The sequence below is a fragment of the Deinococcus planocerae genome, from assembly GCF_002869765.1.
Lineage (GTDB): Bacteria > Deinococcota > Deinococci > Deinococcales > Deinococcaceae > Deinococcus > Deinococcus planocerae.
The window spans coordinates 37,159-62,493 of sequence record NZ_PNOR01000012.1; the positions used below are offsets into that span (position 1 = coordinate 37,159).

Sequence of the window (25,335 nt, forward strand, 5' to 3'; positions counted from 1 at the left end):
GCGCCAAAACTATCGGACAACTTGCGCCGTTTGAGGTCTACCTATCGGACAACTTGCGCCGTTTTGGGGTCAAAACTATCGGACAACTTGCGCCAAACTATCGGACAACTTGCGCCGTTTCACCCCCTGGAGGCCGTCTGGGACGCGAGTCGACCTGCCGCCTGATGTTGTTACAACATATCTTTTAAAAAGATCTTTTAAAAGATTTAAAAACAACAACAGGGGGACCCCGGTGGCCGAAAACGGCATCAAGCGCTTCGACGAACTCAACATCGCCCGGCTGAGCCTGATCAGCGTCCAAGAACGCATCCCGCCCGGCTACCGGGACTGGAGCGTGGAACTTGAGGACGGCGAACGGCGTTACCGGGTGACCTGCCAGGCCATGCCCGAGTACGGGGTGCCGCACGGCATCGACACCGACATCACCGCCGCACTCGTGAACCTGTACATCGACCAGGGGGCCCCGCCGGACGGTTGCGTGACCTGCACGCCCTACCAGCTTCTCCAGATGGCGGGCCTGGACCACAGCGGGCGGTACTACGCGGCGCTCGACGAGAGTCTGCGGCGCCTGACCACGACGAACTACTTCATCTCGGAGGGGTGGCGCGACCACCCGCGCAAACGTTGGACGAACGTGAACTTCCGGTACATCGACCGCCTGGAATTCACTTCGGGAGAGAGTGACCGTCTCGACGCCACCAGCATCCTCAAGATCACCCTGCCGCAGGAGATCGCGCGCAGCGTGCGCTCGGGGTACATCAAGCCGCTCGACCTGAGCTTCATGCAGACGCTGGGCCGCCCGCCCACGCGGGCCATCTACCGCCTGCTCGACGCCCAGCGCCGCGACCCCGAGCAGCCTGAGCGGGTGGCAATGACCTTCCAGGTCGGCCTGATGGAATGGGCCCAGGCCTGCAAGATCGTGACCGACCGTCCCAGCATGGCCCAGCGCACCCTCGACGCCGCCCACGAGGAACTCCTCGAAAAGGGCTTCCTGAAAAACGTCGAGTACGTCGGGCGCGGCAAAAAGAAATACCTGCATTACACCTTCGGGGAAGCCTTCATCCCGCCCAGCCCGGGGCTGATCGAGGACCTCGCGGACATCGGCATCACCCAGACCCGCGCCCTGCAACTCGTGCGCGAACACGGCGAGGATGCCGTCGAGGACACCCTCGCCCGCTACCAGGCCATCGTGGCGGACGGGTACAAACCCCGCAGCCGCCCCGCCTTCTTCAGCGATCTGCTCAGGAACCCGGAGAAGTACGCCCTCCCCGAAGGGCCCGTGCTGGCCTCAGAAGGGGCCCGGAAGGCGCAGCAGAGGCGAGACCGCACCCGGAGTGCCGGGCGAGCCTCGGAGGCCGCTTCCCGGGCCTCTCAGGAGAAAACTGGAGAAGAGGGGGAGGAGACCCTGCGGAGCCTGCCCCGGGAGGCGCAGGTCGAGGAGGTCATGCGCACGCTGACGTTCCTGCTGCGCAACGACCTGAAGCTCACCGAACTCGACACCCTGCGCCTCACGCTCGACGAGGGGTTGGAAGACCCGCTGGAGGTCAAGGCCCGGGTGCTGCGCGGGGTGAGCAGCGGGGAGCGGGCCGCGATGGTCCAGGACCTGCGGGTCCGCCTGGGCCTCGTGCTGGGGGGAGCGTGACGGACCTCAGCGGGGGCGCTTGATCGTCTCGATCCCCGCCCCCGAGCGCAGGACCTCGCCGTACAGGCTCCAGAGGTCCTGCGCTGCTTTGGCGTCCCGGGTCAGGCGCGAGAAGCGCAGGTAGGCCGCCTGCCCCTCCGGCAGCGCGAAGGTGGGCGTGCCGAAGACCCCGAGGGCCGCCGCGTCCCGCAGCTCGGCGCCCAGCTCGTCGCGTAACGCCGCGTCGTCCGCGAGGTCACGGGCGAACTGCTCGGGATCCAGCCCGGCCTCCTCGGCGGCGCCCCGGATCGTCTCCTCGTCCAGCTCGGCCTTGCGTTCGTGGCGGGCGCGGAAGAGGGCGAGGGCGAACTTCCACGCCTCCTCCTCCCCCTGCCGGGCCGCCGCGTGGGCGGCGAGGAAGGCGCGCAGGCTGCCCCGCTGGAAGGGTTCGCCTTCCTCCGCGCCCTGCTCGTGCAGCCACCACGTCGGCGCCTTGCGGTCGGGGTTGTCGGGGTGGTTGCCCTGCACAAGCGAGAAGTGCCGCAGCCGGAAGGGGAGACCCTGCTCCCGCCGCAGCACGTCCGCCAGCTCCACCCCGCGCCAGGCGAAGGGGCACAGGAAGTCGAAGTACACGTCCGTCGCGGGGGTGGGACTCGTCATGCCGGGACGCTAGCACACCCCTCAGCCCCGCCTCCCCGCCAGGGCGCGCAGGGCGAACAGCACCCCGAACGCGAGCACGACCATGACGGCGCTGAGCACCAGGGCGGGCGCGAGATCACTCTCCAGTGCCCCGTAGATGGCGAGCGGCACCGTGCGGGTGCGGCCCGGGAGGCTCCCCGCGAAGAGCAGGGTCGCCCCGAACTCGCCCAGCGACCGTGCCCAGGCCAGGACCGCCCCCTCCAGCAGGAAGGGGAGCGCGAGGGGTAGGGTCACCCGTGCGAAGGTGGCCCACGGTCCCGCCCCGTCCACCCGCGCGGCGGCCTCCACGTCGGGGTCGAAGGCGAGAAAGCCCGCCTTGGCGGCCCGGATGTAGAAGGGCGCGCTCGTGAACACCTGCGCGAGGACGACGGCGGCGGGGCTGAAGGCGAGGGAGACCCCGGCGAGTTCCAGCGGGCGCCCCAGCCACCCGGTCCGCCCGAAGGTGAGCAGCAGCGCCACCCCCGCCACCACGGGCGGGAGCACCATCGGCAGGTCGAGCAGGGCGTCGAGGAGGGTGCGCCCCGGAAAGCGCCGCCGCGCGAGCAGGTAGGCGACCGGCGTGCCCAGCGCGAGGGTGAGGGCCAGGGCCGCGCCCGTCGTCACGGCACTCACCCGCAGCGCGTCGAGCACGACCGGCGAGAGCAGGGTGGGCAGGAAGTCCGCGCCCAGCCCCCGGGCGAGAAGCGCGGCGACGGGCAGGAGCAGGAAGGCGGCGAGCCCCAGGCTGAGGACGACGGGAACGGGGTGAGGCCGGGTCACGGGGCGGGCAAGAACCCCCACTTGCGCAAGATGCGTTGCCCCTCCGGCCCGCGCACGAAGCGCACGAAGGCCTGAGCCTGCTCCGCGTTTGGGCTGGCCCTCAGCACGCCGACCGGGTAGCTCACGGGCGGGTTGAAGCGGGGCGGAAGGGCCACCGTCCGCACGCTCCGGCGCAGGGTGGGCGTCACGTCGCTCACGTACACGACCGCCGCGTCCGCCTGCCCCAGGCTCACCTTGAGGGCGACCTGACGCACGTTGGGCTCCTCGCTGACCACGTTGCGCAGGGCGCGGGCGGCGAAGTCCGCCCCGTAGCTTCCAGAGGCGCCGATCAGGTCGAAGGCCCGCCGGGTGGCCTCGCCCACGGGCACGCCGCGCTCGGCGATCACGAGCTTGAGCCCGGGCCGCGCGAGGTCGGCGAGGGTCCGCACCGCCGTGCCTCCCCGGGGCGTGATCACCGCGAGGCGGTTGCGGGCGAAGACTTGCCCGGAGGCGATCAGTCCGCCCTCCAGGAGCGGGTCGAACTGGGCGGCGTTCGCGGAGGCGAACACGTCCGCCCGAGCGCCCTGGGTGAGCTGGGTGCGCAGCACCTGGGACCCCGCGAAGCTGAAGGTCGTGCGGTTCCCCGTCCCCGCGTCGAAGGCCCGCCCGATCTCGGTGAAGGCGTCGGTGAGGCTGCTCGCCGCGAAGACGGTCAGGTTGGCCGCGCCCGCCGTTCCGAGCGTCAGGGCCAGCAGGACGAGGAGGCGCCTCACGCGGACCTCCGGGCCGGGCGCACCCGCGTGACCCCCCCCGCCCCCGCCGGGTCGTACCCCCCGAGGGTGGCGAGCTGGGCGTGCAGGGCGGGCGAGGCCGCCGCCGCGAGCAGGGCCGGGAGCGCCGGGTGCCGGGCGTGGGCCGCCGGGACGACGAGTTCCACCGGCTCGACCTGCACGGGCACGAAGTCCAGCCCGTGCGCCAGGGCGACCGCCTGCGGCCCGACCCCCACGTCCGCCTCGCCCGCACGGACCATCCGCGCGACCTCGACGGGGGAGGCAGCCATCCGGTCGTACCCGCCCACGTCGGCAGGGGAGAGGCCCTCCGCCTCCAGCCAGGCGTCGAGCAGGACGCGGCTCCCGGCGCCGGGCGGGCGGTTCACCAGCCGCACCCCCGGCCCGGCGAGGTTGGCGGCCAGGCGGATGCCGCGCGGGTTGCCCGGCGCGACCATCCACCCCTGCGTCCAGGTCCACAGCCGGTAGACGCTGAAGCCCAGCGGCCCCAGGCCCCCCTCCAGCGCGGCGTGGTTCAACCCGCCCGCCCGGGGGTCCCACAGGTGGACGGCGGCGACGTGCGCCTCCCCCCGCTCCACGGCGCCCAGGGCTTCCTCGCTGGGCAGCGGGCGCACGAGCACCCGGCCCGCCGCCCCCGGCACCGCCGCCGCGAGCAGGCGCAGGCTGGGGTCACACCCCGCCACGACCAGTGTGCGCGCGGCGAGGGCCTCCCCCGTGGGCGTGACGGACACGGCCCCGTCCGCCCGGGGCGGGCCCGTCACCCCGTCCGCCGGGCAGGTGAACGAATCCTCCGCCCCCAGCGGCAAGGCCAGCGTGTGCTCCCCCACCCGTGCGAGCCGCACCCGGCTTCCCGGGGCCGGAACGCCCCCCACCGGCTGGGCCCACACCTCCTGCGGGGCGAGTTCGAAGAGGGCCTCGACCGTCGTGCCGAGCGCCCGCGCGAGCGCCAGGGCCGTGTGGATGCCCGGCTCGACCGCCCCCGTCTCCACCCGGTGCAGCGCCTGCCGGGTCAGGCCCGCCCGCCGCGCCAGCTCCCCGGCCCCGACCCCCGCCCGTTCCCGCCACGCGCGCACGTGCGGCACCACTGTCGTTCGCTCCTCCACCCGTCAAACGTAACCTGGACGCGGCAGGCTGTCAAAGGGAGGCGACACGGGGAGGCAGCGGTGGACGGGTCTCCCCGGTTGCTCGTCACGTGACGAGCGAAGGGGTTCCCCTCCCAGAAAGCGACCCCCGCCGCTGGGACGGGGGAGAGGGAATCACCGCTTGAACCCGTGCGGATGGCTGCGGTGCCACTCCCAGGCGGTGCGGATGATGCCCCTGAGGTCGGTGAAGTGCGGGGTCCAGCCAAGGTCGCCCTGGATGCGGCGGCTGTCGGCGACGAGGCTCGGCGGGTCGCCCGGGCGGCGGGGGGCGACCTCGCGGGTGAGGGGCGGGAGGCCGTCTTCGGCGATCACCGCGTCCACGGCGTCGAGGACCTGCTTCACGCTGAAGCCGTGCCCCAGGCCGACGTTGTAGGCCGTGCTCGCCACGCCGTCCTGGAGGGCCTGGACCGCGAGGACGTGCGCGTCGGCGAGGTCCACGACGTGGATGTAGTCGCGGATGCAGGTGCCGTCGGGGGTGGGGTAGTCCTCCCCGAAGATCAGCATCTTCTCGCGCTGGCCGAGGGCGGTCAGGAGCGCGAGTTCGATGAGGTGGGTCTTGTTGGGGTGGTCCTCGCCGATGGCCCCGCCCGGCTCGGCGCCGCAGACGTTGAAGTAGCGCAGCTTGATGTTCCGGATGCCGTGCGCGCGCTCGAAGGCGCCCAGCATCTGCTCGGTCATCAGCTTGGTCTCGCCGTACACGCTCGTCGGGCCCTTGGGCGCCCCCTCGGGGATGGGCGTGACCTCGGCGTCCCCGTACACGGCGGCGGTGGAGCTGAAGACGACGGGCGCCTTGACGGTCTCGGCGTTCGCCTGGAGGAGGTTGAGGCTGCCCACCACGTTGTTGCGGTAGTAGCGCCCCGGGGCGCGCATGCTCTCACCCACCTCGATCAGGGCGGCGAAGTGGACCACCCCCTCAGGCTTGATCCGGGCGAACAGGTCGCGCACGGCGCCCTGGTCGAGCAGGTCGACCCGCTCGAAGGCCGCGCCCGGGGGCAGCGCCTCGACGTGGCCGCTGGAGAGGTTGTCGAGCACGGTGACGCCGTGCCCCGCCTCCATCAGGCGGCGGACGGTGTGGCTGCCGATGTATCCGGCACCGCCGGTCACGAGTAGGTTCATAGAAGACCTCGGTGGATAAGCGTAGGGAGATGACCCGGGGCGCCGGGCGCGGGAGCCGACCCCGGCCAGAGCAGAGTAGCGCCGCCGGGCCGCGCCCTCCCTGCGCCGGGGGTGGAGGGAGGGGGGAGCAGACGGCGGGGCCCCTCCTGCCGTCTCATGTCGCGGGCAGCCCCAGGAGGACGCGCGGCCCGGCGCCATGAGAAGCGGGTGCTCCCGGGTGAGAGCGATGAGCAACGGTCGGTCAAACGGCGCGGACCCTACGCTCTGAGAAGTTTCTCACTCTTTCGGTGGTTTCCCGGCGGCCTTCGCGTCCCGCTTCTCCCCTGGTCCACCCCACGGAGGGACCGGGGCCTCCTTTCCAGAACAGGAACTCCATGCTCGTAACCATTCATCAACCCAACTTTTTGCCCTGGCTGGGCTTCTTCGACAAGATGGCCGACGCCGACCTGCTCGTCGTGCTCGATCACGTGGGGTTCGAAAAGGGCGGCTACCAGAACCGGGTGCGCGTGAAGGGGCCGTCGGGAGAGCAGTGGCTGACGGCGCCCGTCAACACGGCGGGCCGCTGCGGGGCGCCCATCCACGAGGTCGAACTCAACCACCGCACCCCCTGGGGGCGCAATCACCGCCTGACCCTGCGCCAGTTCTACGGCAAGACGCCGGGCTATGCCGCGCAGGAGGAGCTGCTGGAGACCCTGTACGGGGGCAGGCCCGAGCGGCTGGTGGACTTCACCGTCCCGGCCCTCGGCCACCTCGCGGGGGCGCTGGGGGTGAGCACCCCGGTCGTGCTCGCCTCGTCGCTCGGGGTGGGGGGGCGGCGCTCGGAGCTGCTGTGCGCGCTCGTCCGGGAGGTGGGGGGGACGGCCTACCTCTCGGGGCCCTCGGGGCGCGACTACCTCGACGAGGAGGTCTTCCGCCGCCACGGAATCGAGGTGCACTACCACAGCTTCCGGCCCTTCGCGTACCCCCAGCCTTTCGGGCCCTTCGCGCCCGCGATGAGCACCCTCGATTACCTGTTCAACGACCCCAGCCGGGAGGCCTGGACGAGCCACCGCGCCGGGCGGCAGGCCACCGGGGGCGCCCGCGTGACCCCGGAGCTGTCGGCATGATCTCCACGTCCGCGCTGCTGCGCAAAACGCTGATCATCTCCCCGCACGCCGACGACGAGGTGCTGGGCTGCGGCGGCCTGATGCACACCCTGCGGGAGACGGGAGACGAAGTGCACGTCCTCATCGCGGTCACCGCCGACTCGTTCCTGTGGCACCACGGCGGGGTGGTGACCGGGGAGACCCGGCGCCAGGAGACCCGCCACGCCTGCGCCTCGCTGGGGGTGTGTGGGGAAAACGTCCACTTCCTGTACGAGCAGGGCGACGGGCGGCTCGACACCGTGCCCCAGCAGGAACTCGTGATGGCGCTCGACCTGCTGCTGCGGCGGCTGCGGCCCACCGCCGTGCTGATCCCCTACCCCTCCTTCCACCAGGACCACCGGGCGCTGTTTCAGGCGTGCTTCGCGGCGCTGCGGCCCCGCGCGGAGGACACCGTGGCCCTGGTGGCGATGTACGAGTACCCCAACATCGTCTGGCAGTACGACCAGCTTCCCGGCGGGGACTGGTACCTGCGGCTCGACGAGGCGGCGGTCGAGGCCAAGGTCGAGGCGATGCTTTGCCACACCTCCCAGATCCGCGAGGGCCCCCACCCCATCAGCCCCGACAGCATCCGCACCTGGGCGCGCTACCGCGGCATGGAGATCGGCGCGCCCGCCGCCGAGCGCTTCCGGGTCCTGCGGGCGATCTCCTGACCGGGGGCGCGGGAACCCCTCCCCATCACGGCACGACGCGCTGCCCCTGCCCGCCGTAGCGCGCGAGCACGCCGTCCGCGATGCTCTCCGCCTCCCCCTGCGGCACGAGCGCCACGAGCGCCCCGCCGAAGCCCGCCCCGGTCATCCGGGCGCCGTACACCCGGGAGTCGGCCTGGAGGAGCGCCACGAGTTCGTCCACCTTCGGGTGCGAGACCTCGTAGTCGTCTTTCAGGCTGGCGTGCGAGGCGTTCATGAGTTCGCCGAAGCGCGCGGCGTCGGCGTGCAGGGCCTCCAGCACCCGCGCGTTCTCCAGGACGACGTGCCGGGCGCGGCGGCGCAGAAGGTCATCTGCGAGAGCCTCGACTACGGACACGTCCGTCACGTCGCGCAGCTCGCGGACGCCGAGGAGCCGGGCGGCCTCCTCGACCTGGGCGCGGCGCTCGTTGTAGCCGCTGCCCGCCAGGGTGCGCGGCACGCCCGAGTCGATCACGAGGACCTCCGCCCCCGCCGGGAAGGGGTAGACCTGCCGCTCCAGGCTGCGGGTGTCGAGGAAGAGCATGTGCTCCGTGTCGGCGAGGCTGCTTGCCATCTGGTCCATGATCCCCGACTTCACGCCCACGTACTCGTGCTCGACCCGCTGGCCGATCAAAGCGAGTTCCACGTCGTCCTGCGGGAACCCGTACAGCTCGCGCAGGGCCCGCAGGGTGCCGACCTCCAGCGCCGCGCTGCTCGATAACCCGCCGCTCGGCACGTTGCTGTCGATGTAGACGTCGAGCGCGTCCGTCACGCCGAGCAGCTCGATGCAGCCGATCACGTAGGGGGCGAAGTCCTCGCCGCGCTCGCCGAGGGGCACGGTCAGGGTCCGCTTGAGGTTGGCGCTGTGCAGGCGGTGCTCCCTCCCGTTGTTGCGCGCCACCATGACGTTCGCCCGCTGCGGGATGGCGGTCGGCAGCACGAAGCCTCCCTGGTAGTCGGTGTGTTCGCCGAGCAGGTTGACGCGGCCCGGCGCGCTCGCCGTGACCTCGGGCTCGCGTCCGAAGACGGCCTGAAAGCTCATGCCTCCACCTTGCGGGGGCGCAGGGCGGCGGGTGGGCAGGAATCGGGTCTGGGCATGGGGGCTCCATTTGGTGCGGGGAGGGTCGGGAAGGGGCAGCGGACGCCGCCCATCCTAAGGTCCTCCCTGCGGGTGGGGGAGAACCCGGCCTCCAGCGTTCCTTCAGGCCAGGAGGTACCCCTGCGCCACCTCGCGGTACGAGCGCACCTGCGCCTCCTGCCACGCCTCGTCCCGTCCCAGCTCCTCGGCGAGGAGGGCGGCGGCGCGGGGGGCGGCCTCCAGGCTCGCGCGGGCGCCCAGCAGCAGGGCCCGGGTGCGCCGGGAGAGCAGGTCCTCGACGGTGCGCGCACTCTCCTCCCGCACGCCCCAGCGCAGCTCCGCCTCGGTGTAGGGCAACTCGGGGTGGAGGAGACGGTCGGCTCCGGGCAGGGCCTGAATCCTCTCCGCGTCCGAGCCGTAGACCCGCAGGTGATCGGGTCGCCCCGCCGTCTCCTCGGGGGGGCTCCAGCCGTGGAGGGGCAGGCCCCGCGTGAGGCTCAGGCGCTCCGGCAGCCCGGCGAGGGCGGCGGCGCGGTCCACCACGTCCTCGCCCATGTGGCGGTAGGTCGTCCACTTGCCGCCCGTCAGGGTGAGCAGCCCCGAGTCCGAGACCCGGATGAGGTGGTCGCGCGAGAGGGCCGCCGTGGAGCCCGCCCCGTCGGTCTTCTCGCCCCGCACGAGCGGGCGCAGGCCCACGTACACGCTGCGCACGTCGGCGCGGGTGGGGGCGGGGTCGAGGTAACGCGCGGCGGTGCTCAGGATGAACTCGACCTCCTCCTCCTGGGGCCGGGGTTCCAGGCTCGTCTCGGGCACGGGCGTGTCGGTCGTGCCGATCACCACGTGCTCGTGCCACGGCACCGCGAAGAGCACCCGCCCGTCGTCCGTGCGCGGGACCATCAGGGCGCTGTCGCCCGGCAGGAAGCGGCGGTCCACGACCACGTGCACCCCCTGGCTGGGCGAGAGCATGTCGCGCGCCCCGGGGTCGTCCATCCGGCGCACCTCGTCCACGAAGACGCCCGTCGCGTTCACCACCGCCCGCGCCCGAACCTCGTGCTCCCGCCCGGTCTCCTCGTCGCGGAAGCGGGCTCCGGCGACCCGGCCCCCCTCCTTGACGAGCCCGACCACCGGGGCGTAGTTGAGCGCCACCCCGCCGTGGTCCCCCAGGGTCCGCAGCAGGGTGATCGCCAGCCGCGAGTCGTCGAACTGCCCGTCGAAGTACAGGACGCCGCCCTTCAAACCGTCCTCCTTGAGGGTCGGAATCTTGCCGAGCGCCTTCTTTCGCCCCACGAGGCGGCTGGGCTGGAGGTTCAGCCGCCCGGCGAGCGCGTCGTACACCTTGAGCCCGATTCCGTAGAAGGGTTTCGACCACCACGTGTAGGAGGCGATCAGGAAGCCGAGGTCGTGGACGAGGTGCGGCGCGTTCTTCTTCAGCAGGCCGCGCTCGCGCAGGGCCTCGCGCACCAGCCCGACGTTTCCCTGGGCGAGGTAACGCACGCCGCCGTGGACGAGCTTCGTCGAGCGGCTGGACGTGCCCTTGGCGTAGTCGTGGGCCTCCAGGAGCAGGGTGCGGTAGCCGCGCGAGGCCGCCTCGACGGCGGTGCCCAGGCCCGAGGCGCCCCCGCCGATCACGAGGAGGTCCCAGACCTGCGGGGCGGTGGCGGCGGCGAGGAGGGGAGAGCGGGGGTCGGGGAGCGGGGGCATCGGGTTCCTTTCGGGAGGGGAGGAGAGAGCGGGCAGGCTGAAGGGATGCTCCCACACGAGGCGGGGGTTCAGGAAGGTCACGGTCGTTCAGGGCTCCTTTTCTCGGAGACCCGGCCCGCCCACCCCCTCTCCTGCGGAGCTGCACCAGTCCCAGCCTCCCCCTCGAAGGGGAGGAGCATGAAGAGGGTTTTCACTCTTGCGTGTGGTCTAAAGCATTTGACGAACGAACTTTGTCATGCCGAGCAAAGCGAAGCGTCCCGTCTTTCCTACAGGAGACCCCTTGTCGCGCTCAGGGTGACACCTCTTCTTGCCTTCTTGCCGGCAAATGCTTTCTTGTCGCTTCTCAGCCCTCCGGTTCCTCCCACGCCCGGCTGCGCTCGACCGCCCGGCGCCAGCGGCTCAGGCGGTGCCCGCGCTCGTCCGCGTCCATTGCCGGCTCGAAGGTCCGCTCCGCCCCCCATTGCCGGGCGATCTCCTCCTGGCCGGACCAGTACCCGACCGCCAGCCCGGCGAGGTACGCGGCGCCCAGGGCGGTCGTCTCCGTCACCCGTGGGCGCACGACGGGCACGCCGAGAATGTCGGCCTGGAACTGCATCATCAGGTTGTTGAGGCTGGCGCCGCCGTCCACCCGCAGCTCGCGCAGTTCGCCCCCGCTGTCTTGCCGCATGGCGCCCAGCAGTTCCGCCGACTGGAAGGCGATGGATTCGAGCGCGGCGCGGGCGATGTGCGCGGACGTGGTGCCGCGCGTGAGGCCGACCATCGTTCCGCGGGCATAGGGGTCCCAGTACGGCGCTCCCAACCCCACGAAGGCGGGCACCAGAAAGACGCCCCCCGACGACTCCACGCTCGTCGCCAGCGCCTCGACCTCGCGGCTCTCGCGGATGATTCCCAGCCCGTCGCGCAGCCACTGGACGACCGCGCCCGCCACGAAGACGCTGCCTTCGAGCGCGTAGGTGCGCTTCTCCCCCAGTTGCCACGCGACGGTGGTGAGGAGCTTGTGGCGGCTCGGCACCGCCTCGCCCGCCGTGTTCATCAGCATGAAGCAGCCGGTGCCGTAGGTATTTTTCGCCATGCCCTTGTCCAGGCACGCCTGCCCGAAGGTCGCCGCCTGCTGGTCCCCCGCGATCCCGGCGATGGGGATGCGGCTGCCAAAGAGGCCCTCTGCCGTCTGCCCGTAGACCTCGCTGCTGCCCCTGACCTCGGGCAGGAGGGCGCGCGGCACGTTGAGCAGGGCGAGCAGCTCGTCGTCCCAGTCCCCGGTGCGGAGGTTGAACATCAGGGTGCGGCTGGCGTTCGTCACGTCGGTGAGGTGCCGCTCCCCCCCCGTGAGGTTGTAAACGAGCCACGAATCCACGGTGCCGAAGGCGAGTTCTCCCTTCTCGGCCCGCTCGCGCGCGCCCGGCACATGGTCGAGCATCCACGCCACCTTCGTGCCGCTGAAGTAGGGGTCGAGGACGAGGCCCGTCTTCGCCTGGAAGGTCGTCTCATGCCCCTGCGCCCGCAACGCGTCGCACAGGGGCGCGGTGCGGCGGTCCTGCCAGACGATGGCGGGGTGGACGGGTTGCCCCGTGGCCCGGTCCCACACCACCACGGTCTCGCGCTGGTTGGTGATGCCGATGGCGGCGATGTCCCCGGCGCGCAGCCCCGCCCGCGTGATCGCCTCCTGCGCCACGCCGCTCTGGGTGCTCCAGATTTCCAGGGGATCGTGCTCGACCCAGCCGGGGCGGGGAAAGAGTTGCGCGAACTCTTTCTGGGCCGCTGCCACAACCGAACCCTCCCGGTCGAAGACGATGGCGCGGCTGGAGGTGGTGCCCTGGTCGAGCGCGAGGATGTACTGGGACATGAAAGAGGCTCCTTGGCAGGTGAGGGGTCAGCCCGTCCGCCAGCCTGGAAGGGCCGGGGGCAGAGTGGTCTTGAGGCTCGCCGCCCACGATGCCACACCGGAGGGGGTGCGGAAGGTCAAAGGCAGAAGGCGCCCCGTCCTGGCCTTCTGCCTTTGACCTTCCGCCTTCAGCCTCCCCGCTACCGCAGGGCGAGGTGCAGGCGCCGCCGTTCCGCGTCGTTGACGATGTAGTAGTAGATGCCGTTCATCATCTGCCCGTGCCCGCGCACATTGAGCTTGACGGGCGGTTTGTCGGCGTAGGGGTGGGCGCGGCGCAGGGTCACGATCTTGCGCGGCCCCAGGTCGGTGCGGACGTAGGGGATAAGCTCGCGGGCGAAGGCGTTCATGCGCACGGTGTCGCCCACCGGGATGTCGGCCAGCCGCTCCATCAGGGCGCGCACGATCTGCTGGTGACGGTCCTCGCGCCCGAAGGCGCCGCGGGGGTCGAGCTTGCGCATCCGGCTGTAGGCGAGGGCGGTCTTGCCGTCGAGGTGCATCGGCCCCTTCTCGAAGTGGTAGCCCTCGTAGTCGAAGGAGAAGGGCACCTCCACATCTACCCCGCCCACCTGATCGATCATGTTGCGGAAGCCGCCGTAACTGATCTCCGCGTAGTACTGGAAGGGAAAGCCCAGGAAGCGTTGCAGGGTGCGGTTGAGCAGCGCGGCCCCCCCGAAGCGGTAGGCGTGATTCACCTTGTCCATCCCGTGCCCCGGGATAGCCACCCGCGTGTCACGCGGAATGCTCAGCAGCGTCGCGACCTTTCGGTCCGGGTTGAGCGTGACGAGCATGATCGAGTCGGCCCGGCCCTCGCCGATTTTCTCCTGGTCGTTGGCGATCAGGAGCACGTGCACGTTGTTGGAAAAGGGGTTGGGCCGCATGCTCCCGCCGTCGTCCTGCCCGGTCGTGCGCGCGGCTGGCGGGGGCGCGGGGGCCGCCGGGCTCGGAGCCGGTCGGGTGTCTGTGGCGGTCTCCTGGGCTGGGGCCGGGGTGGGCTTGGGCGCGGCGCTGACGGGCGGCGAGGCGGGGGTCGGCTGGGCGGCCTTGACCTCCTCCTTCGTCGCGGGCTTCGGCTCGGGAGCAGCCGGCGGCGCCTCGGTGGAGCGTGGCGTGGGAGTGGAGGCGGGCACTGCCGCGTTCGCCGTCCTGACCGGGGGCGGCGTGGGGGTTGCGGGAGCCTTCGTTGCGGTTTGCTTGGGCTCAGCGGTCGTCTTTTCGCTGGGCTGAGGCACCGGAGGGGCGGCGGTCGGTGCCTCAGCCGGCTCGGGTTGCCGGGCTGGGGCAGGGGGTTGTTGCGTGGCCTCGGCGGCTCCCAACTTCTCAGGCTTCAGGTCCTGGAACAGCGGCTCGGCCTGCGCCTCCTCGGGATCGCCCTTGCCGGGCAGCTCCTGCCACACCGCGCGGGCGATCTCGCCGGTCTCCTGCTTCTCGCTGTACAGGTAGCCTCCCGCACCCCCGAGCGCCACGAGAAGCAAGACCGCCCACGGCCACCGCCGCCTCATCGCGTCCACCCCCGCAGCGGGAGGCGGGACCGCACGCTGCGCCCGACCCTGGGCAGAGGAGGGGTCCGGAGACGTTCGGGCAGGGCGAGACAGAGAGGTACGGCGGGAGTCATGGGCGCTTCACATCCTAGCCTTGGGGTCGGGAAAGAGCGTCCGCCAAAGGTCTGGGAACTGCTCCTCTTCCGTTAAGGTACTGTAGGCCCCCCGCGCTGATTCCAGGCTGATGAGCAGGGTCGTGTGGGGTCAGGTGCTTGAGTTGTTTTGAGCATGGAAGAGGTCTCGTTTCGTCACAGGTGTGGAGAAGGTTGAAATCGTCGGATATTGAAGGCCAGAGTACGGGTCATCCCCATATCCGTGGGGAAAACCGCGTGCAACTGGAAGACGGCCAGGTCGTAGACGGACCATCCCCACACCCGTGGGGAAAACTGGCTCACCAGCCTCCACCCCGACTACGGCCCCGGACCATCCCCACACCCGTGGGGAAAACCGCACCGCCGCCTTGCGGTTCTGGTCCACGAACGGACCATCCCCACACCCGTGGGGAAAACAAGCTGGCCCCGTTGCCCCAGATGCGCACGAGCGGACCATCCCCACACCCGTGGGGAAAACAAAAGCGTCACGGCGGGCGAGATGCACGAGGCCGGACCATCCCCACACCCGTGGGGAAAACTCGAGGGTGAAGGCCGCCCGCAGGTGGCACACCGGACCATCCCCACACCCGTGGGGAAAACGTGGCCGGGCGCAAGGAAATCGGGCATATCGGCGGACCATCCCCACACCCGTGGGGAAAACGCTCGGCAACGGGCGGTTGCCATTTGATGAGCGGACCATCCCCACACCCGTGGGGAAAACTCAGCATGTCCACAACCATCGGCATCGTGTGGCGGACCATCCCCACACCCGTGGGGAAAACCTGTCAACACGGCATTTGCGTTGTGCGCCCAGAGGACCATCCCCACACCCGTGGGGAAAACTCACCGTCACGGGGGACGTGATTCATACCCCCCTGGACCATCCCCACACCCGTGGGGAAAACTTGATCTGACAATTGCAGACGATCCGCCTGTAAGGACCATCCCCACACCCGTGGGGAAAACGTCGTGCCCATCGCGTGCGCGCCCAGCGTGATCGGACCATCCCCACACCCGTGGGGAAAACCCTGCCTGCGAATCCCGTTCAGAACATCATTGCGGACCATCCCCACACCCGTGGGGAAAACCGCATGGCGTAGATCGTGGTGAACAGGACGCGCGGACCATCCCCACACCCGTGGGGAAAACAGCGCGGCAAAGTCGTCATCCGTGCCCGGCGTCGGACCATCCCCACACCCGTGGGGAAAACGCGAGAAGGGCCGCACTCATCCCCCGCGAGGAAGGACCATCCCCACACCCGTGGGGAAAACACTTCGCCCCACCGTCCTAAAACCACCCACTCCCTACCCGAAGCCTCTCCCGGGTGATCCGACTCACCTCACATTGTCATGCGGCGCGGGCAACCGCCCAGGCCCAGCCTAACCGACGCGCTCGTAGACCACCCCCAGTTCGTCGTCGAGGCGGACGCGGGTGCGGCCCAGCGTGGCCTCGCCGCCGGTCAGGACGAGGGGCAGGCAGCCGCGCAGCAGGGGGTGGGCGGCCCAGCCCTGATGCTCGCCGCCCAGCCGCAGGCCGTTCGTACTCACATGAGCCTCGATGCCGGACACGATGTCCGGGCGCGTGACCTGGAGGCTGCGCTCGTAGATGCGCCGGGCGGTGTCCCAGTCGTCCTTGCGGAGATTGTGGAGGCACGGTTTCTCGCGTCCATCGGCGTCGAGCCAGACCGAGCCGTCACGGCGGTGCAGGAGGACGATCCGCACGCTGCGCTCGCCCAGGCGGGTGCCCAGTTGAGGCGCGTCCTCGGCGTGGTCGTCGTCCTGGGGAGGCTCGCCGTCCGGGTCGGCTTGCGGAGCCGTGGGGGAACGGGACAGGAAGTCTCCCGGGAGACCGAGGTGCGCCCCGCCGCCCAGGGTGGCCTCGTTCGTGGTGCGGGAGGTCAGGTCGGCGTCGGCGGCGGCCAGGGTCGCGGTCTGCTCGGGGGTGAGCCCATCCAGAGGGGGGCAGGCGTAGACGCCCTGCACGAGCGGGTCGAGGTCGTCGGGGAGGCGCAGCCACTCGCGGCCCCGCAGGGCGTGCCAGGTGCGGTAGAGCAGGGCCGGGGCGTAGACGTACTTCCACCTGTGCTCGCCGAGCGCCGCCCCGGGCCACTCGCCCAGGCCCGCGACGTGCAGGGTGGCAGGGCTGTGCGGGCCGCGCCGACGGGTGTTCCCCGCGTGGCGGTGCAGGCGCCCAGCCCGCTGGAGCAGCAGGTCCACGGGCGCGAGGTCGCTGACCATCACGTCCGCGTCGAAGTCGAGGCTCTGCTCGGCGACCTGGGTGGCGATCAGGATGAAGCGGGCGGGGCGGACCTCCCCCGTGATCTCCTCGTCCCCCCTGCGGTACGTGGCGGGCTGAGGGCCGAGGTAGCGCAGCACGCGTTCCTCGCGGTCGGCGCGTTCCGCCACCGGATAGCGGGCGTGGAAGAGGTGGACGCCCACCCGTTCGGGATGTTTCGAGCCGCGCCGCACCGTTTGGCAACGGTCGCCGAGGAGGTCGCGCACCGCCACGAACACGTCCTGGGCCCGCTGCACGGTGTTGACGATCACGGCCACGCAGCCGCCCACCGAGGCGAGGTCCACGGCCTGCCGGGCGACGGCGGACGGGTTGGGGTCGAGAGGCTGCAAACGCACGTTCAACTCACGGCGCGGGCCGGGGACGTGGTGCGTGGCGGCCCGGGTCTCCCCCGCGCGGGCGAGGGTGAGGCGGGGATACTCGGCCTCCCCGCTCTCGGGCGTGCCCCAGGCTTTCAGGAGGTCGAGGCGGGTTTCCCGGGGCAGCGTCGCGCTCATCACGATCACGCTCGACCCCAGGGCGCGCAGCCACGCGACGAGGGCGTGGATCAGGCGGGTGGTGTAGGTGTCGTAGGCGTGCACCTCGTCGAGCACGACGACCCGGTTGCCCAGGCCCCACAGCCGCACGAACTGGTGGGGCACGGCCAGCACCCCGAGCAGCGCCTGATCGACGGTGCCGACCCCGTACTCGCTCAGGAGCGCGCGTTTGCGGTGGGCGAACCACCCCTCGGCGGTGACGCGGAAGGCATCCGCCTCGGCGGGGTCGCCGGGGGCGTTGGGGTGGGTGGTCAGGCGCTGTTGCCTGAGCGTGCGGGTGCGGGCCCGCCTCTCCCCGTGCCGGGCGTGGAGTTCCGCGCCGCCGTGCAGGAGTTGCAGGTCCACGGTGACGGTGCGCGCCTGCCCCCGGAGCTGCCAGTCCAGAAACTTCAGCAGTCGGTCGTACATCGCGTTCCCGGTCGCCTGGGTGGGCAGCGCGACGTACAGGCCCCGGTGCCCCAGCGCGTTCTGGAGGCCCAGGAAGGCGTACAGCGCCGCCTCCGTCTTGCCCTCCCCCATCGGCGCCTCCACCAGCGCGAGGAGGGGGCGGGGGTCGTCCGCGCCCTGGGCCACCTGCCCCGCGAGCAGGGTTTGCAGGGACCTCGCCCCGAAGCCCCCGATGTAGGCGAAGGCCGTCCCCAGGTCGGGGAGGTCGGGGCGCAGGGGCTCGCGCGTCGTCCAGCCGATGTCGTCGAGGGCCGCGCGGGCTCTTGAGCGGGCCCGCTCCAGGTACGCCCCCGGGTCGGTGAAGGCCAGCTCGTCCACCCGATCCGGAAGGGGGAAGCTGCTGCCCACCCAGTCCGCGAAGCTCGTCAGCCCGGCGAGGCGCATGAAGGCCGCGCCCGTCAGCGCCTCCACGGGCGGAGGTGGCGCGTCCAGCAGTCCGAAGGCGGCGAACACCGCGTCCACGAGTTCAAGCTGTACGCCTACCCACTCGGCGCCGCCGTGGTCGCGGTCGCTCAGGTGGCCGGGGTCCGCGCGCCGTCCGTGGTGGCAGCCCACCGCGTCCCCTACGTGTCGGGCGAGGTCGGCGGGCCAGCCGCAGGCGAGGGGAAGCAGGCCGCCCAGCCGCTCCTGGGTGACGACCCCGTGTGGGACGGCGGGCTGGGTGGTCGGCACCCGCAGGTGAACGCGAACCCGGGCCGCCCCCGCGTCCCAGAGTTGCTGAAAGGCGGGGCTGGCCTTGCCGAGGTCGTGGAGTCCCGCCAGGGCGCAGGTCCAGCGCCGGGCGAGTTCGGCATCCACGCCCAGGTCCCCGGCGAGGAGGTCGCCCGTGCGGGCGGGCTCGCGGGCCAGCACTTCCCACGCGCAGGCGGCCACGTCGAGGAGGTGGTGCAGGACGGGGAGCCACTGGCCGGGCCGGGCGCCCCGGTCGCTCTTGGCCCAGAGGCTCCGGGCGGCGGGGCCCAGGGGCGGCAGATCGGCGGACATGGCCCACGGTAACGGGCGGCTGGAACCCGGGGAGGCAAAAGGCAAGGGGCGCTGAACCGGGCGTCCGAATTTGACGCCCTGCCCCGGCACGCTGAACGTGTCGCGCGGAAAAAGCGCGATGCAGACAGCGCCGAGCGCCCCCCGCACCCCTGCGGGCGAGCGCGCCGCCCGGACCTGACTCTCCCGCAGACGCCGCCGCACGGGCGAGCGCCGCCGGGCCGTCCTGTCCCGTTCCCGGGCCCCGCCCGAGGGAGACCGCCCATGACCCACCCCGCCCGCACGACCGCCCGCCTCGCCCCCGCCCTCGTCCTGACGCTGCTGGCCGCCGCGCTGCCGGGCGTTCCGTTCGCCCGGAACACCGCCGCGCCAACCGCCACCCACGCCCTCGCCGCTCCCCTTCTCGCCGGGGACAACGACAAGGGGGGCATGGGCGGCTGAGGGCTCCGGGGCCTGACCCTCCTCTCAGCCCCCCGGTAGAGTGGGCGGGTGCCGCGCCCGCCCGCCGCGTTCGTGTCCGACGAGGAACTCGCCCTGTCCGTCCCGGCCCTGGTGGAGGGGGGCCGGGCGGACCTCGCGTTGCGGACCCTGTGGCTCGCCGCCGACGGGGCACCGGACCTCGACCGTTTCGCGCGGCTGCTGGACCTCCTCGCTCTCCTGCCCCCGCAGACGCGGAGCAGCGGGCCGGGCGTGCGCCTCCACCTGCGGCTCCTGACCGGCCTGCGGCGGGCCGGGGACTCGCTGGACGCGGTGGAGGCCGCCCGCGACGCCGGGCTGGGTGCTCACTTCCTGAACGTCTACCGGGCCTGGGCGCTCTCGCAGCAGGAGCGGTTCGGAGAGGCGCTGGAGACGTTGAAACCCGCCCTGAGCGAATCGCTGGACACCGAGCCGGACGCCGGGCCGGAGACCGGGGGGCTCACCCGCTTCGAGGACACCCTGGGCTGGCGGGTGCGGGCCCGCTCGCTGGCGGCGCTGGGACAGGGCGGCTGGCGGGAGGGGTACGCCCGGGCGCGCCTCCACGCCACGGGGCGGGCGCTGGCCCTGGTGTGGCTGGAGGAGGGCGCGACCCTGAGCGGACGCGGGGACGTGCAGGGCGCCCTGCGCGCGTACACCCAGGCGCTGCCCCTCGTCGAGCGCGACCCGTATTACCACGCGCTCGCCCTGCACAACCTGGGGCTGGTGTGTCTGCGCGACTGCCGTTTCGGGGAGGCCGAGGCCTATTTCGGGCGGGTGAGCGGGGTGGGGCGCGCGGCGGCCTTTCGCGCCCGCGCCCTGTGCGGGGAGGGGGCCGTGCGCCGCGCCCTGGGCGAGTGGGACCGCGCCGCCTGGGCCTACCGCGCCGCGCTCGAATTGCAGGCCGAGGACGACGACCGCCAGCAGGCGTGGCGCGGCCTGGGCCACACCCTGCGCCTCTCGGGCCGGGCCCGCAGCGCCGTGGAGTGGCTCACCCGCGCCACGACCGCGACCCCCGGCGACCGGCAGACGGGCCGCTCGTGGGTCTTCGTGGACGTGGCCGCCGCGTACGCCGCGCTCGGGGACGTTTCCGCCGCTCACGAAGCCCTCGGGCTCATCCCTCCCCTCACGGGCGAGGACGCCGACCGGGAGAGGATCGTGCGCGCCGAACTCGCCCGGCAGGGGGGCGACCTCGCCGGGGCGCTCTCCCACCTGGGCGGCCTGAATCTTCAAACCCTCTGGGCGCGGGAGGAGGCGCACGCCTTCCCGGAGCTGTTCTCTCCCCTGCCCGACCCGGCGACCCGCCCGGCCCCGCTGCCTCGTGCCGAGCGCACTCACGTCACCGTCCGGGCCCTCGGCCCCCTCGACGTGCGGGTGAATGGGCGCCCGGTGCCGGTCGGGCCGGCCTCGCGGGCGGGCGTGCTGCTCGTCGCGCTGCTGGAGGCGGGGGGGCGGGCCGGGACCGGGGAACTCGCCCTCGCCGTCTCCAGCCGTGAGGACCGATGCGAGCGGCACGGCAAGCAGGCGGTGTCGCGCATCGCGGGCGAGTTGCGCCGCGCCCTGGGTTGGGAGGGCAGCGTGCAGGCCCGCTCCGGCGCGTACTTCCTCGACCCGGCGGCGGAGTGGGACTACGACGTGCGGAGCGCTCTGGAAGCGGGCCAGCCCATCGAGGCTTTCCTGAGCGGCGTCACCCTCCCCTGGGTGCTGGACCGGGAGACCCAGTTGCGTCAGAAGGACTCAGATCATTTGCACTGAATGTGGGTGCAGAACCCGCCGCGACGATGGCGCGACACGCCACGGGCATCCTCAGGGGCGGAGGACCACCGTGGGCGACCCCTTACCCCAGGACCCGGAACGGCACGAACCCCCGTCCATGAACGCGCAGGAACGCAGCACGTGGCGCAAAGCGCAGCGCCTGAGGCTGATCGAGGACCACTTGCGCACCCAGTCCATGACCAGCCGCGAACTTGCCGACCTGCTCCGCGAGCCCATCCGCACGGTCCAGCGGGCGCTCGGCGACCTCGAACAGATGGAGAGGGGGCTGGAGAAACAACGCGACGGGAAGTATCACATCCCCGTGCGCCGCGAGCCGCTCGATCCGGTGGAGGTGCTGACCGTCCACGCCGCCGTGCGGCTGCTGTACCACCACGCGCCCGCCCACCACAGCCGCTACATCAGCGCCCTGCACAAGATCGCCCGCGACCTGCCCGAGGCGACCCGGCGGGTGCTCGACGAGTCGGTGGTCGTCAACACGGCCCGGCGCAGCGACGACGGCACCCTGGAGCGGGTCGCCCTCGCCTGGGAGCGGCATCAGGTCCTGCGCTTCGACTACAAGCGCCCGAACGGCGACCTCGAACGCGGCAACGAACTCTGCGTGTACTTCGTGGAGGTCAGCCGCGCGAACCTCGCCCCCTACGTGATCGGGCTGGAGCGCAGGCACCGCGGCCAGGTCCGCACCTTCAAGCTCGGGCGGATGCTCAACCCCGTCACGTTGAGCGACACGTACACCATCCCCGAGGAGTTCAACCCCCGCGACTACCTCACCGACGCCTGGGGCGTGATCGGCGGCGAGAACCCCATCACCGTGCGGCTGCGCTTCACGCCCGACGCCGCCTACCGCGTCCTGGAGGGCGGCTATCCCAACGCCAGCGAGCCCCTGATCTACGCCGATGGCAGCGTCGAACTCGACATCCGCGCCGGGACCGACAACACGGGGCTCCCCCGCGAACTCATCCCCTGGATTCTCTCGTGGGGCCCGAGGGTGGATGTGCTCGGCCCGGAAGTCGTGCGGCGGCACTGGCTCGGCGAACTGCGCGCGGCGCTGCGGCAGCACGGGCCGGAGGAGGTGAGATCGTGAAGCCTCCCGCTCCCACCTTCAACCTGATCGACGCCCCCTGGCTCTCCCTGCGGCCCCTGGACGGCGGCCCCGTGCGCGAGGTCGGTCTGTGGGAGGCGTTGACGGAGGCCCGGTCGCACCAGCGCATCGACGACCCCTCGCCCCTCGTCACGGTCGCCCTGTTGCGCCTGTGCCTCGCCGTGCTGCATCGGGCTTTGCAGGGACCGAAGGACGCGGCGCAGGCGGCGGGGTGGTACAGGGACGGCTTCCCGGCGGGGCAGGTCGAGGCTTACCTGGACCGCTGGCAGGGCCGCTTCGACCTCTTCGGCGGGGCGCCCTTCTGGCAGGTGGCCGACCTGACGCCCGAGCTGGAGGACGGGCGGTACCGCAGCCACTGGACCCGCCTGGGCGCCGAGGTCGGGAGCGCGAACACGACGCCCCTGTTCAACCCGGCGGCGCGGCCCGGCGGCGAGCGGCGAGACGCCCTCTCCCTCGCCGGGGCGGCGCGGCGGCTGGTGGAGGCCCAGACCTTCATGCTGGGGGGGCTGATCAAACGCTTCACCACAGCGGCAAAAGCGGCCCCGGTGGCGACAGCGGCGCTGACCGTGCCCCAGGGCCGCACCCTGCATGAGACGCTGTGCCTGAACCTCGTGCCCCTCGCGGCGGGGGAGCTGGAGGCCGACCGGCCCGTCTGGGAGCGCGAACCCCTGACCGTGGCGGACGTGCGCGCGTACCACGAGCACGGGCGGACGCGGGCGCCCCAGGGTCCGGTGGACCGCTACACCTGGGTCAGCCGCAGCGTGCGCCTGCACCCCGAACCCGGCCCGGACGGCGGCGAGGTCGTGCGCGTGGTGGGCTTCGCGGCGGGCGTGCCCTTGGAGGGGAGCGGCGAGGGCGCGGGCCTGAACGTCGATCCCCACGTCGCCCTGCGCCCGGGCGGCGATCCCAGGGCCCCGGCCCTCTTCCCGCAGAAGCTCCGGCGCGAGGTACTGTTCTGGCGCGACCTCGCCGCCCTGCTCCCCGACCCGCAGGACACGGCCACCGTCACCGCCGCCGGGAAGGTGCGCTCGGTCCCGGGCGTGCCGCCTCGGGCCGTCGCCCACGCCCGGGAGGTGCTGAAGGCCCTCCGTCCTGCCCCGGCTCCCCCGCCGCCCGGCCTCTCCCGGGAGGAACGGCGGGCGTGGGTGGTGGAGGCAGCGCGTCGGAGCGGCGCCCAGCCTGTCATTCCCGTCAGCGTCTTCGGGCAGATCACCGACCAGGGCAAGGGCTTCGCCTTCCGCCAGGAGGAATACACCCTGCCGGAAGCCTTCGTGAACGACCCGGCGGCCTTCGCCAAGCAGATCCACACGGCGCTCAGCGACGCCAAGACCGTCGGGGAAGGATTACGGCAGGCCACGCGCCGCCTCGCCGGGGAGGTGCTGTCACGCGGCGGCACCCGCGAGCCGCACAAGGACGACGTGACGCGGCTGGCGGACGGACTGCCCACCCTCCCGACTTTCTGGGCGCGGCTGGAGGCGCCCTTCCGTGTCTACCTCGCGGCCCTCGACCTGGATGCGGGGGAGGCGCTGGCGGCGTGGCACCGGACCCTCACGCACGCGGCCTGGGACGCCTGGGCGCTCGCGCTGGAGGGGGTGGGCGACTCCCGGGCGAACGCCAGCGCGGCCTACCGCCCCCGCGTGACCGAGGGCAAACGTCAACTCTCCCCCCAGGCCACCCTGGAAATTGCGCTGAGAAGAATCGCCGCCGAGCCGCAGGAGGTCTCCGCATGACCAGCCCACCCGCCGAAGTCCCCCCGGAGGCCCGCTTCGTGCAGGCCCTCTCCCGCCTGGAGCGTGGGCGCCTCGCCGAGTTGCGCCGCAGCCTGGGCGACGAGCGGCCCGGCCAGAGCGCCGCGTGGCTGGAGGGCGTGCTCCTGCGCTCGGGCCTGCGCCTGCGCGACGAGGACCGCTCCGGGCGCGAGGCCCTGTACCTCCTCGCGGGCCTCTACGCCCTGATCGAGCGCCCGCACGAGGACGAGGAAGAGACGGAAGACGACGGGCAGGAACGCGCGGGCCTCTCCCTGGGTGCGCTCCTCGGTCGCCTCTACCTGGATCAGGGCGAGCGGCCCAGCACCGAGAAACGCTTCCTGGCCCTCCTCGACGCCGACCGCGACGGTCTGGCGTACCAGCTCCGGCAGGCGGTCACGCTGCTCAGGGCCGCCGACCGCAAGCCCGACTGGGTGCGCCTCCTCGCCGACGTGACGCGCTGGACTCATCCCTATGCCGGGGACGACGTGCGCCGAACGTGGGCGCGGGACTTCTACCGCCACGGGACGCCCGCCCGTTCTGCCGACCGCCCGGTCCCGGACGACGAATCCGAACCCGCCGACCCCCCCACCCCGCCCCGCCCTGCCGATTCCGCTGACGACGAAGGAGAGCGCCTGTGAAAGCCCTGCTCGAACTCCACTACCTGCAAAACTTCGCGCCCAGCAACCTCAACCGCGACGACACGGGCAGCCCCAAGGACGCCTACTTCGGCGGGGTGCGCCGCGCCCGCATCAGCAGCCAGTCGTTCAAGCGGGCGATGCGGATGGACTTCCGGGAGCGCGAACTCCTGGGCAGAGACGAGCTGGGCGAGCGCACGAAGCGGGCACACGAGGCGGTTGCGAGGCGGCTGGCGGAGCGCGGCCACGGCGAGGAGGAGGCGCGGCGGGCGGCTGAGAACGCTTTGCAGACGATGGGCACGCAAAAGCAGATGAAAATCACCAAGGACGGCAAGACGGAGTACCTGGCTTTCCTGGGCCGGGAGGAGCTGGAGAAGCTGGCCGAAGTCATCCACCGGAGCTTCGACCTGTTCAGCGCAACGAGATACAAGCCGGAGAAGGACACCAAGGCGACCCTCGAAGCCTGCCTGATCAACAACGGCGAGGGCAAAAATGCCGTGGATATCGCTCTTTTTGGGCGAATGCTTGCGAACCTCCCCGACAAGAACGCCGACGCCGCCGCGCAGGTGGCGCACGCGATAGGCACCCACGCCCTGCGCGGGCGGGAATTCGACTTCTACACGGCGGTGGACGACCTCAAGCCCGGGGACACCGCGGGGGCCGACATGCTGGGGACGGTGGAGTTCGGCAGCGCGACCTTCTACCGCTACGCCTGCCTCGACCTGGCGAAGCTGCGGGAGAACCTGGGCGGCGACACCGACCTCGCCCTGCGCGGCCTGCGCGCCTTCCTGTACGCCTCGGTCTTCGCCGCGCCGACGGGCAAGCAGAACACCTTCGCGGCGCACAACCTCCCCAGCCTCCTCGTGCAGGTGGTCCGCGAGAACGCCAGCCCCCGCAACCTCGCCAACGCCTTCGAGGACAGCCGATTCCGTAAGGAGGAGAGGGAGGACGGCGAGGGGTACATGCTTCCAAGCATCAACCGGCTTGCTTCCGAGATGGACTGGCAAAACCGTGTCTTTGGGGACACCGGAAACGGTCGTTACATCTCCAGACACGAGACGGAAAAGGTTCACATCTTTGGAGACAGGATAGACAGCGTGGACGCCCTGATCGAGGCGACCCTGGCGGACGTGCGGAGCCTCTACGCGCGGCTGGGCGGGTGA

The 25,335-nt window shown here is 71.8% G+C and carries 19 protein-coding genes and 1 CRISPR repeat array; of the genes, 9 read left to right on the plus strand and 10 right to left on the minus strand.

Annotation, left to right across the window (positions count from 1 at the left end; all coding sequences use genetic code 11):
* Nucleotides 1-232: 232 nt before the first annotated feature.
* Entirely contained in the window at nucleotides 233-1,642 is a 1,410-nt protein-coding gene (locus A7B18_RS08625) for a replication initiator protein A (protein WP_102126284.1), read from the plus strand.
* Nucleotides 1,643-1,648: 6 nt separating this feature from the next.
* Here the strand turns inward: A7B18_RS08625 and A7B18_RS08630 are convergent, their stop codons facing one another.
* The 5 genes from A7B18_RS08630 to galE form a co-directional block, all read right to left on the minus strand.
* Nucleotides 1,649-2,281 carry a DsbA family oxidoreductase gene (locus A7B18_RS08630; RefSeq protein WP_102126285.1) on the minus strand — a complete coding sequence of 211 codons (633 nt, stop codon included), beginning with the start codon at nucleotides 2,279-2,281 and terminating at the stop codon, nucleotides 1,649-1,651.
* A 21-nt stretch (nucleotides 2,282-2,302) separates the two neighbouring features.
* Complete coding sequence (locus A7B18_RS08635; RefSeq protein WP_102126349.1) at nucleotides 2,303-3,079, minus strand: ABC transporter permease; 777 nt, start codon at nucleotides 3,077-3,079, stop codon at nucleotides 2,303-2,305.
* On the minus strand, nucleotides 3,076-3,831 hold the full coding sequence (modA, locus tag A7B18_RS08640) for a molybdate ABC transporter substrate-binding protein (protein ID WP_102126286.1): 756 nt from the start codon (nucleotides 3,829-3,831) through the stop codon (nucleotides 3,076-3,078). The genes A7B18_RS08635 and modA overlap by 4 nt, the downstream gene beginning before the upstream one ends.
* Nucleotides 3,828-4,928 (minus strand): substrate-binding domain-containing protein, encoded by a 1,101-nt coding sequence (locus A7B18_RS22860; protein ID WP_180970077.1) that lies wholly within the window; start codon nucleotides 4,926-4,928, stop codon nucleotides 3,828-3,830. The genes modA and A7B18_RS22860 overlap by 4 nt, the downstream gene beginning before the upstream one ends.
* A gap of 174 nt (nucleotides 4,929-5,102) precedes the next feature.
* The gene (gene galE, locus A7B18_RS08650; RefSeq protein ID WP_102126288.1) at nucleotides 5,103-6,104 is read right to left on the minus strand and encodes a UDP-glucose 4-epimerase GalE; all 1,002 of its coding nucleotides are present in this window, start codon (nucleotides 6,102-6,104) and stop codon (nucleotides 5,103-5,105) included.
* 374 nt (nucleotides 6,105-6,478) lie between these two features.
* On the opposite strand from galE, the gene A7B18_RS08655 reads away from it, so the two are divergent.
* The gene (locus A7B18_RS08655; RefSeq protein WP_102126289.1) at nucleotides 6,479-7,210 is read left to right on the plus strand and encodes a WbqC family protein; all 732 of its coding nucleotides are present in this window, start codon (nucleotides 6,479-6,481) and stop codon (nucleotides 7,208-7,210) included.
* Nucleotides 7,207-7,899 (plus strand): PIG-L deacetylase family protein, encoded by a 693-nt coding sequence (locus A7B18_RS08660; protein ID WP_102126290.1) that lies wholly within the window; start codon nucleotides 7,207-7,209, stop codon nucleotides 7,897-7,899. Before A7B18_RS08655 ends, A7B18_RS08660 begins: the two co-directional genes overlap by 4 nt.
* Before the next feature lie 25 nt (nucleotides 7,900-7,924).
* Here the strand turns inward: A7B18_RS08660 and galK are convergent, their stop codons facing one another.
* The 5 genes from galK to A7B18_RS08690 all read right to left on the minus strand — a co-directional run bounded on the left by galK (nucleotide 7,925) and on the right by A7B18_RS08690 (nucleotide 18,464).
* A complete protein-coding gene (gene galK / locus A7B18_RS08665; RefSeq protein ID WP_102126291.1) occupies nucleotides 7,925-8,956 on the minus strand; it encodes a galactokinase in 1,032 nt (343 codons plus the stop codon).
* A 159-nt stretch (nucleotides 8,957-9,115) separates the two neighbouring features.
* Nucleotides 9,116-10,693 (minus strand): glycerol-3-phosphate dehydrogenase/oxidase, encoded by a 1,578-nt coding sequence (locus tag A7B18_RS08670; RefSeq protein WP_102126350.1) that lies wholly within the window; start codon nucleotides 10,691-10,693, stop codon nucleotides 9,116-9,118.
* 343 nt (nucleotides 10,694-11,036) lie between these two features.
* Complete coding sequence (gene glpK / locus A7B18_RS08675) at nucleotides 11,037-12,536, minus strand: glycerol kinase GlpK (protein ID WP_102126292.1); 1,500 nt, start codon at nucleotides 12,534-12,536, stop codon at nucleotides 11,037-11,039.
* A gap of 179 nt (nucleotides 12,537-12,715) precedes the next feature.
* Nucleotides 12,716-14,074 carry an LCP family protein gene (locus A7B18_RS21340; protein WP_146009492.1) on the minus strand — a complete coding sequence of 453 codons (1,359 nt, stop codon included), beginning with the start codon at nucleotides 14,072-14,074 and terminating at the stop codon, nucleotides 12,716-12,718.
* 336 nt (nucleotides 14,075-14,410) lie between these two features.
* Nucleotides 14,411-15,476: a CRISPR direct-repeat array (repeat unit 29 nt; unit sequence CGGACCATCCCCACACCCGTGGGGAAAAC).
* Between the two features lie 108 nt (nucleotides 15,477-15,584).
* The gene (locus A7B18_RS08690; protein ID WP_102126295.1) at nucleotides 15,585-18,464 is read right to left on the minus strand and encodes a CRISPR-associated helicase/endonuclease Cas3; all 2,880 of its coding nucleotides are present in this window, start codon (nucleotides 18,462-18,464) and stop codon (nucleotides 15,585-15,587) included.
* A gap of 261 nt (nucleotides 18,465-18,725) precedes the next feature.
* Here A7B18_RS08690 and A7B18_RS21920 point away from each other — a divergent pair, with 261 nt between their 5' ends.
* The 6 genes from A7B18_RS21920 to cas7e all read left to right on the plus strand — a co-directional run bounded on the left by A7B18_RS21920 (nucleotide 18,726) and on the right by cas7e (nucleotide 25,335).
* Nucleotides 18,726-18,902 carry a hypothetical protein gene (locus A7B18_RS21920; protein ID WP_180970078.1) on the plus strand — a complete coding sequence of 59 codons (177 nt, stop codon included), beginning with the start codon at nucleotides 18,726-18,728 and terminating at the stop codon, nucleotides 18,900-18,902.
* Between the two features lie 48 nt (nucleotides 18,903-18,950).
* A complete protein-coding gene (locus A7B18_RS08695) occupies nucleotides 18,951-20,669 on the plus strand; it encodes a tetratricopeptide repeat protein (RefSeq protein WP_245872799.1) in 1,719 nt (572 codons plus the stop codon).
* Nucleotides 20,670-20,739: 70 nt separating this feature from the next.
* The gene (locus A7B18_RS08700) at nucleotides 20,740-21,771 is read left to right on the plus strand and encodes a helix-turn-helix transcriptional regulator (RefSeq protein ID WP_245872800.1); all 1,032 of its coding nucleotides are present in this window, start codon (nucleotides 20,740-20,742) and stop codon (nucleotides 21,769-21,771) included.
* Nucleotides 21,768-23,519 carry a type I-E CRISPR-associated protein Cse1/CasA gene (casA, locus tag A7B18_RS08705; RefSeq protein WP_102126296.1) on the plus strand — a complete coding sequence of 584 codons (1,752 nt, stop codon included), beginning with the start codon at nucleotides 21,768-21,770 and terminating at the stop codon, nucleotides 23,517-23,519. The genes A7B18_RS08700 and casA overlap by 4 nt, the downstream gene beginning before the upstream one ends.
* Nucleotides 23,516-24,175, plus strand: a complete 660-nt coding sequence (gene casB / locus A7B18_RS08710) for a type I-E CRISPR-associated protein Cse2/CasB (RefSeq protein WP_102126297.1) — start codon at nucleotides 23,516-23,518, stop codon at nucleotides 24,173-24,175. Before casA ends, casB begins: the two co-directional genes overlap by 4 nt.
* Nucleotides 24,172-25,335 carry a type I-E CRISPR-associated protein Cas7/Cse4/CasC gene (cas7e, locus tag A7B18_RS08715; protein WP_102126298.1) on the plus strand — a complete coding sequence of 388 codons (1,164 nt, stop codon included), beginning with the start codon at nucleotides 24,172-24,174 and terminating at the stop codon, nucleotides 25,333-25,335. The genes casB and cas7e overlap by 4 nt, the downstream gene beginning before the upstream one ends.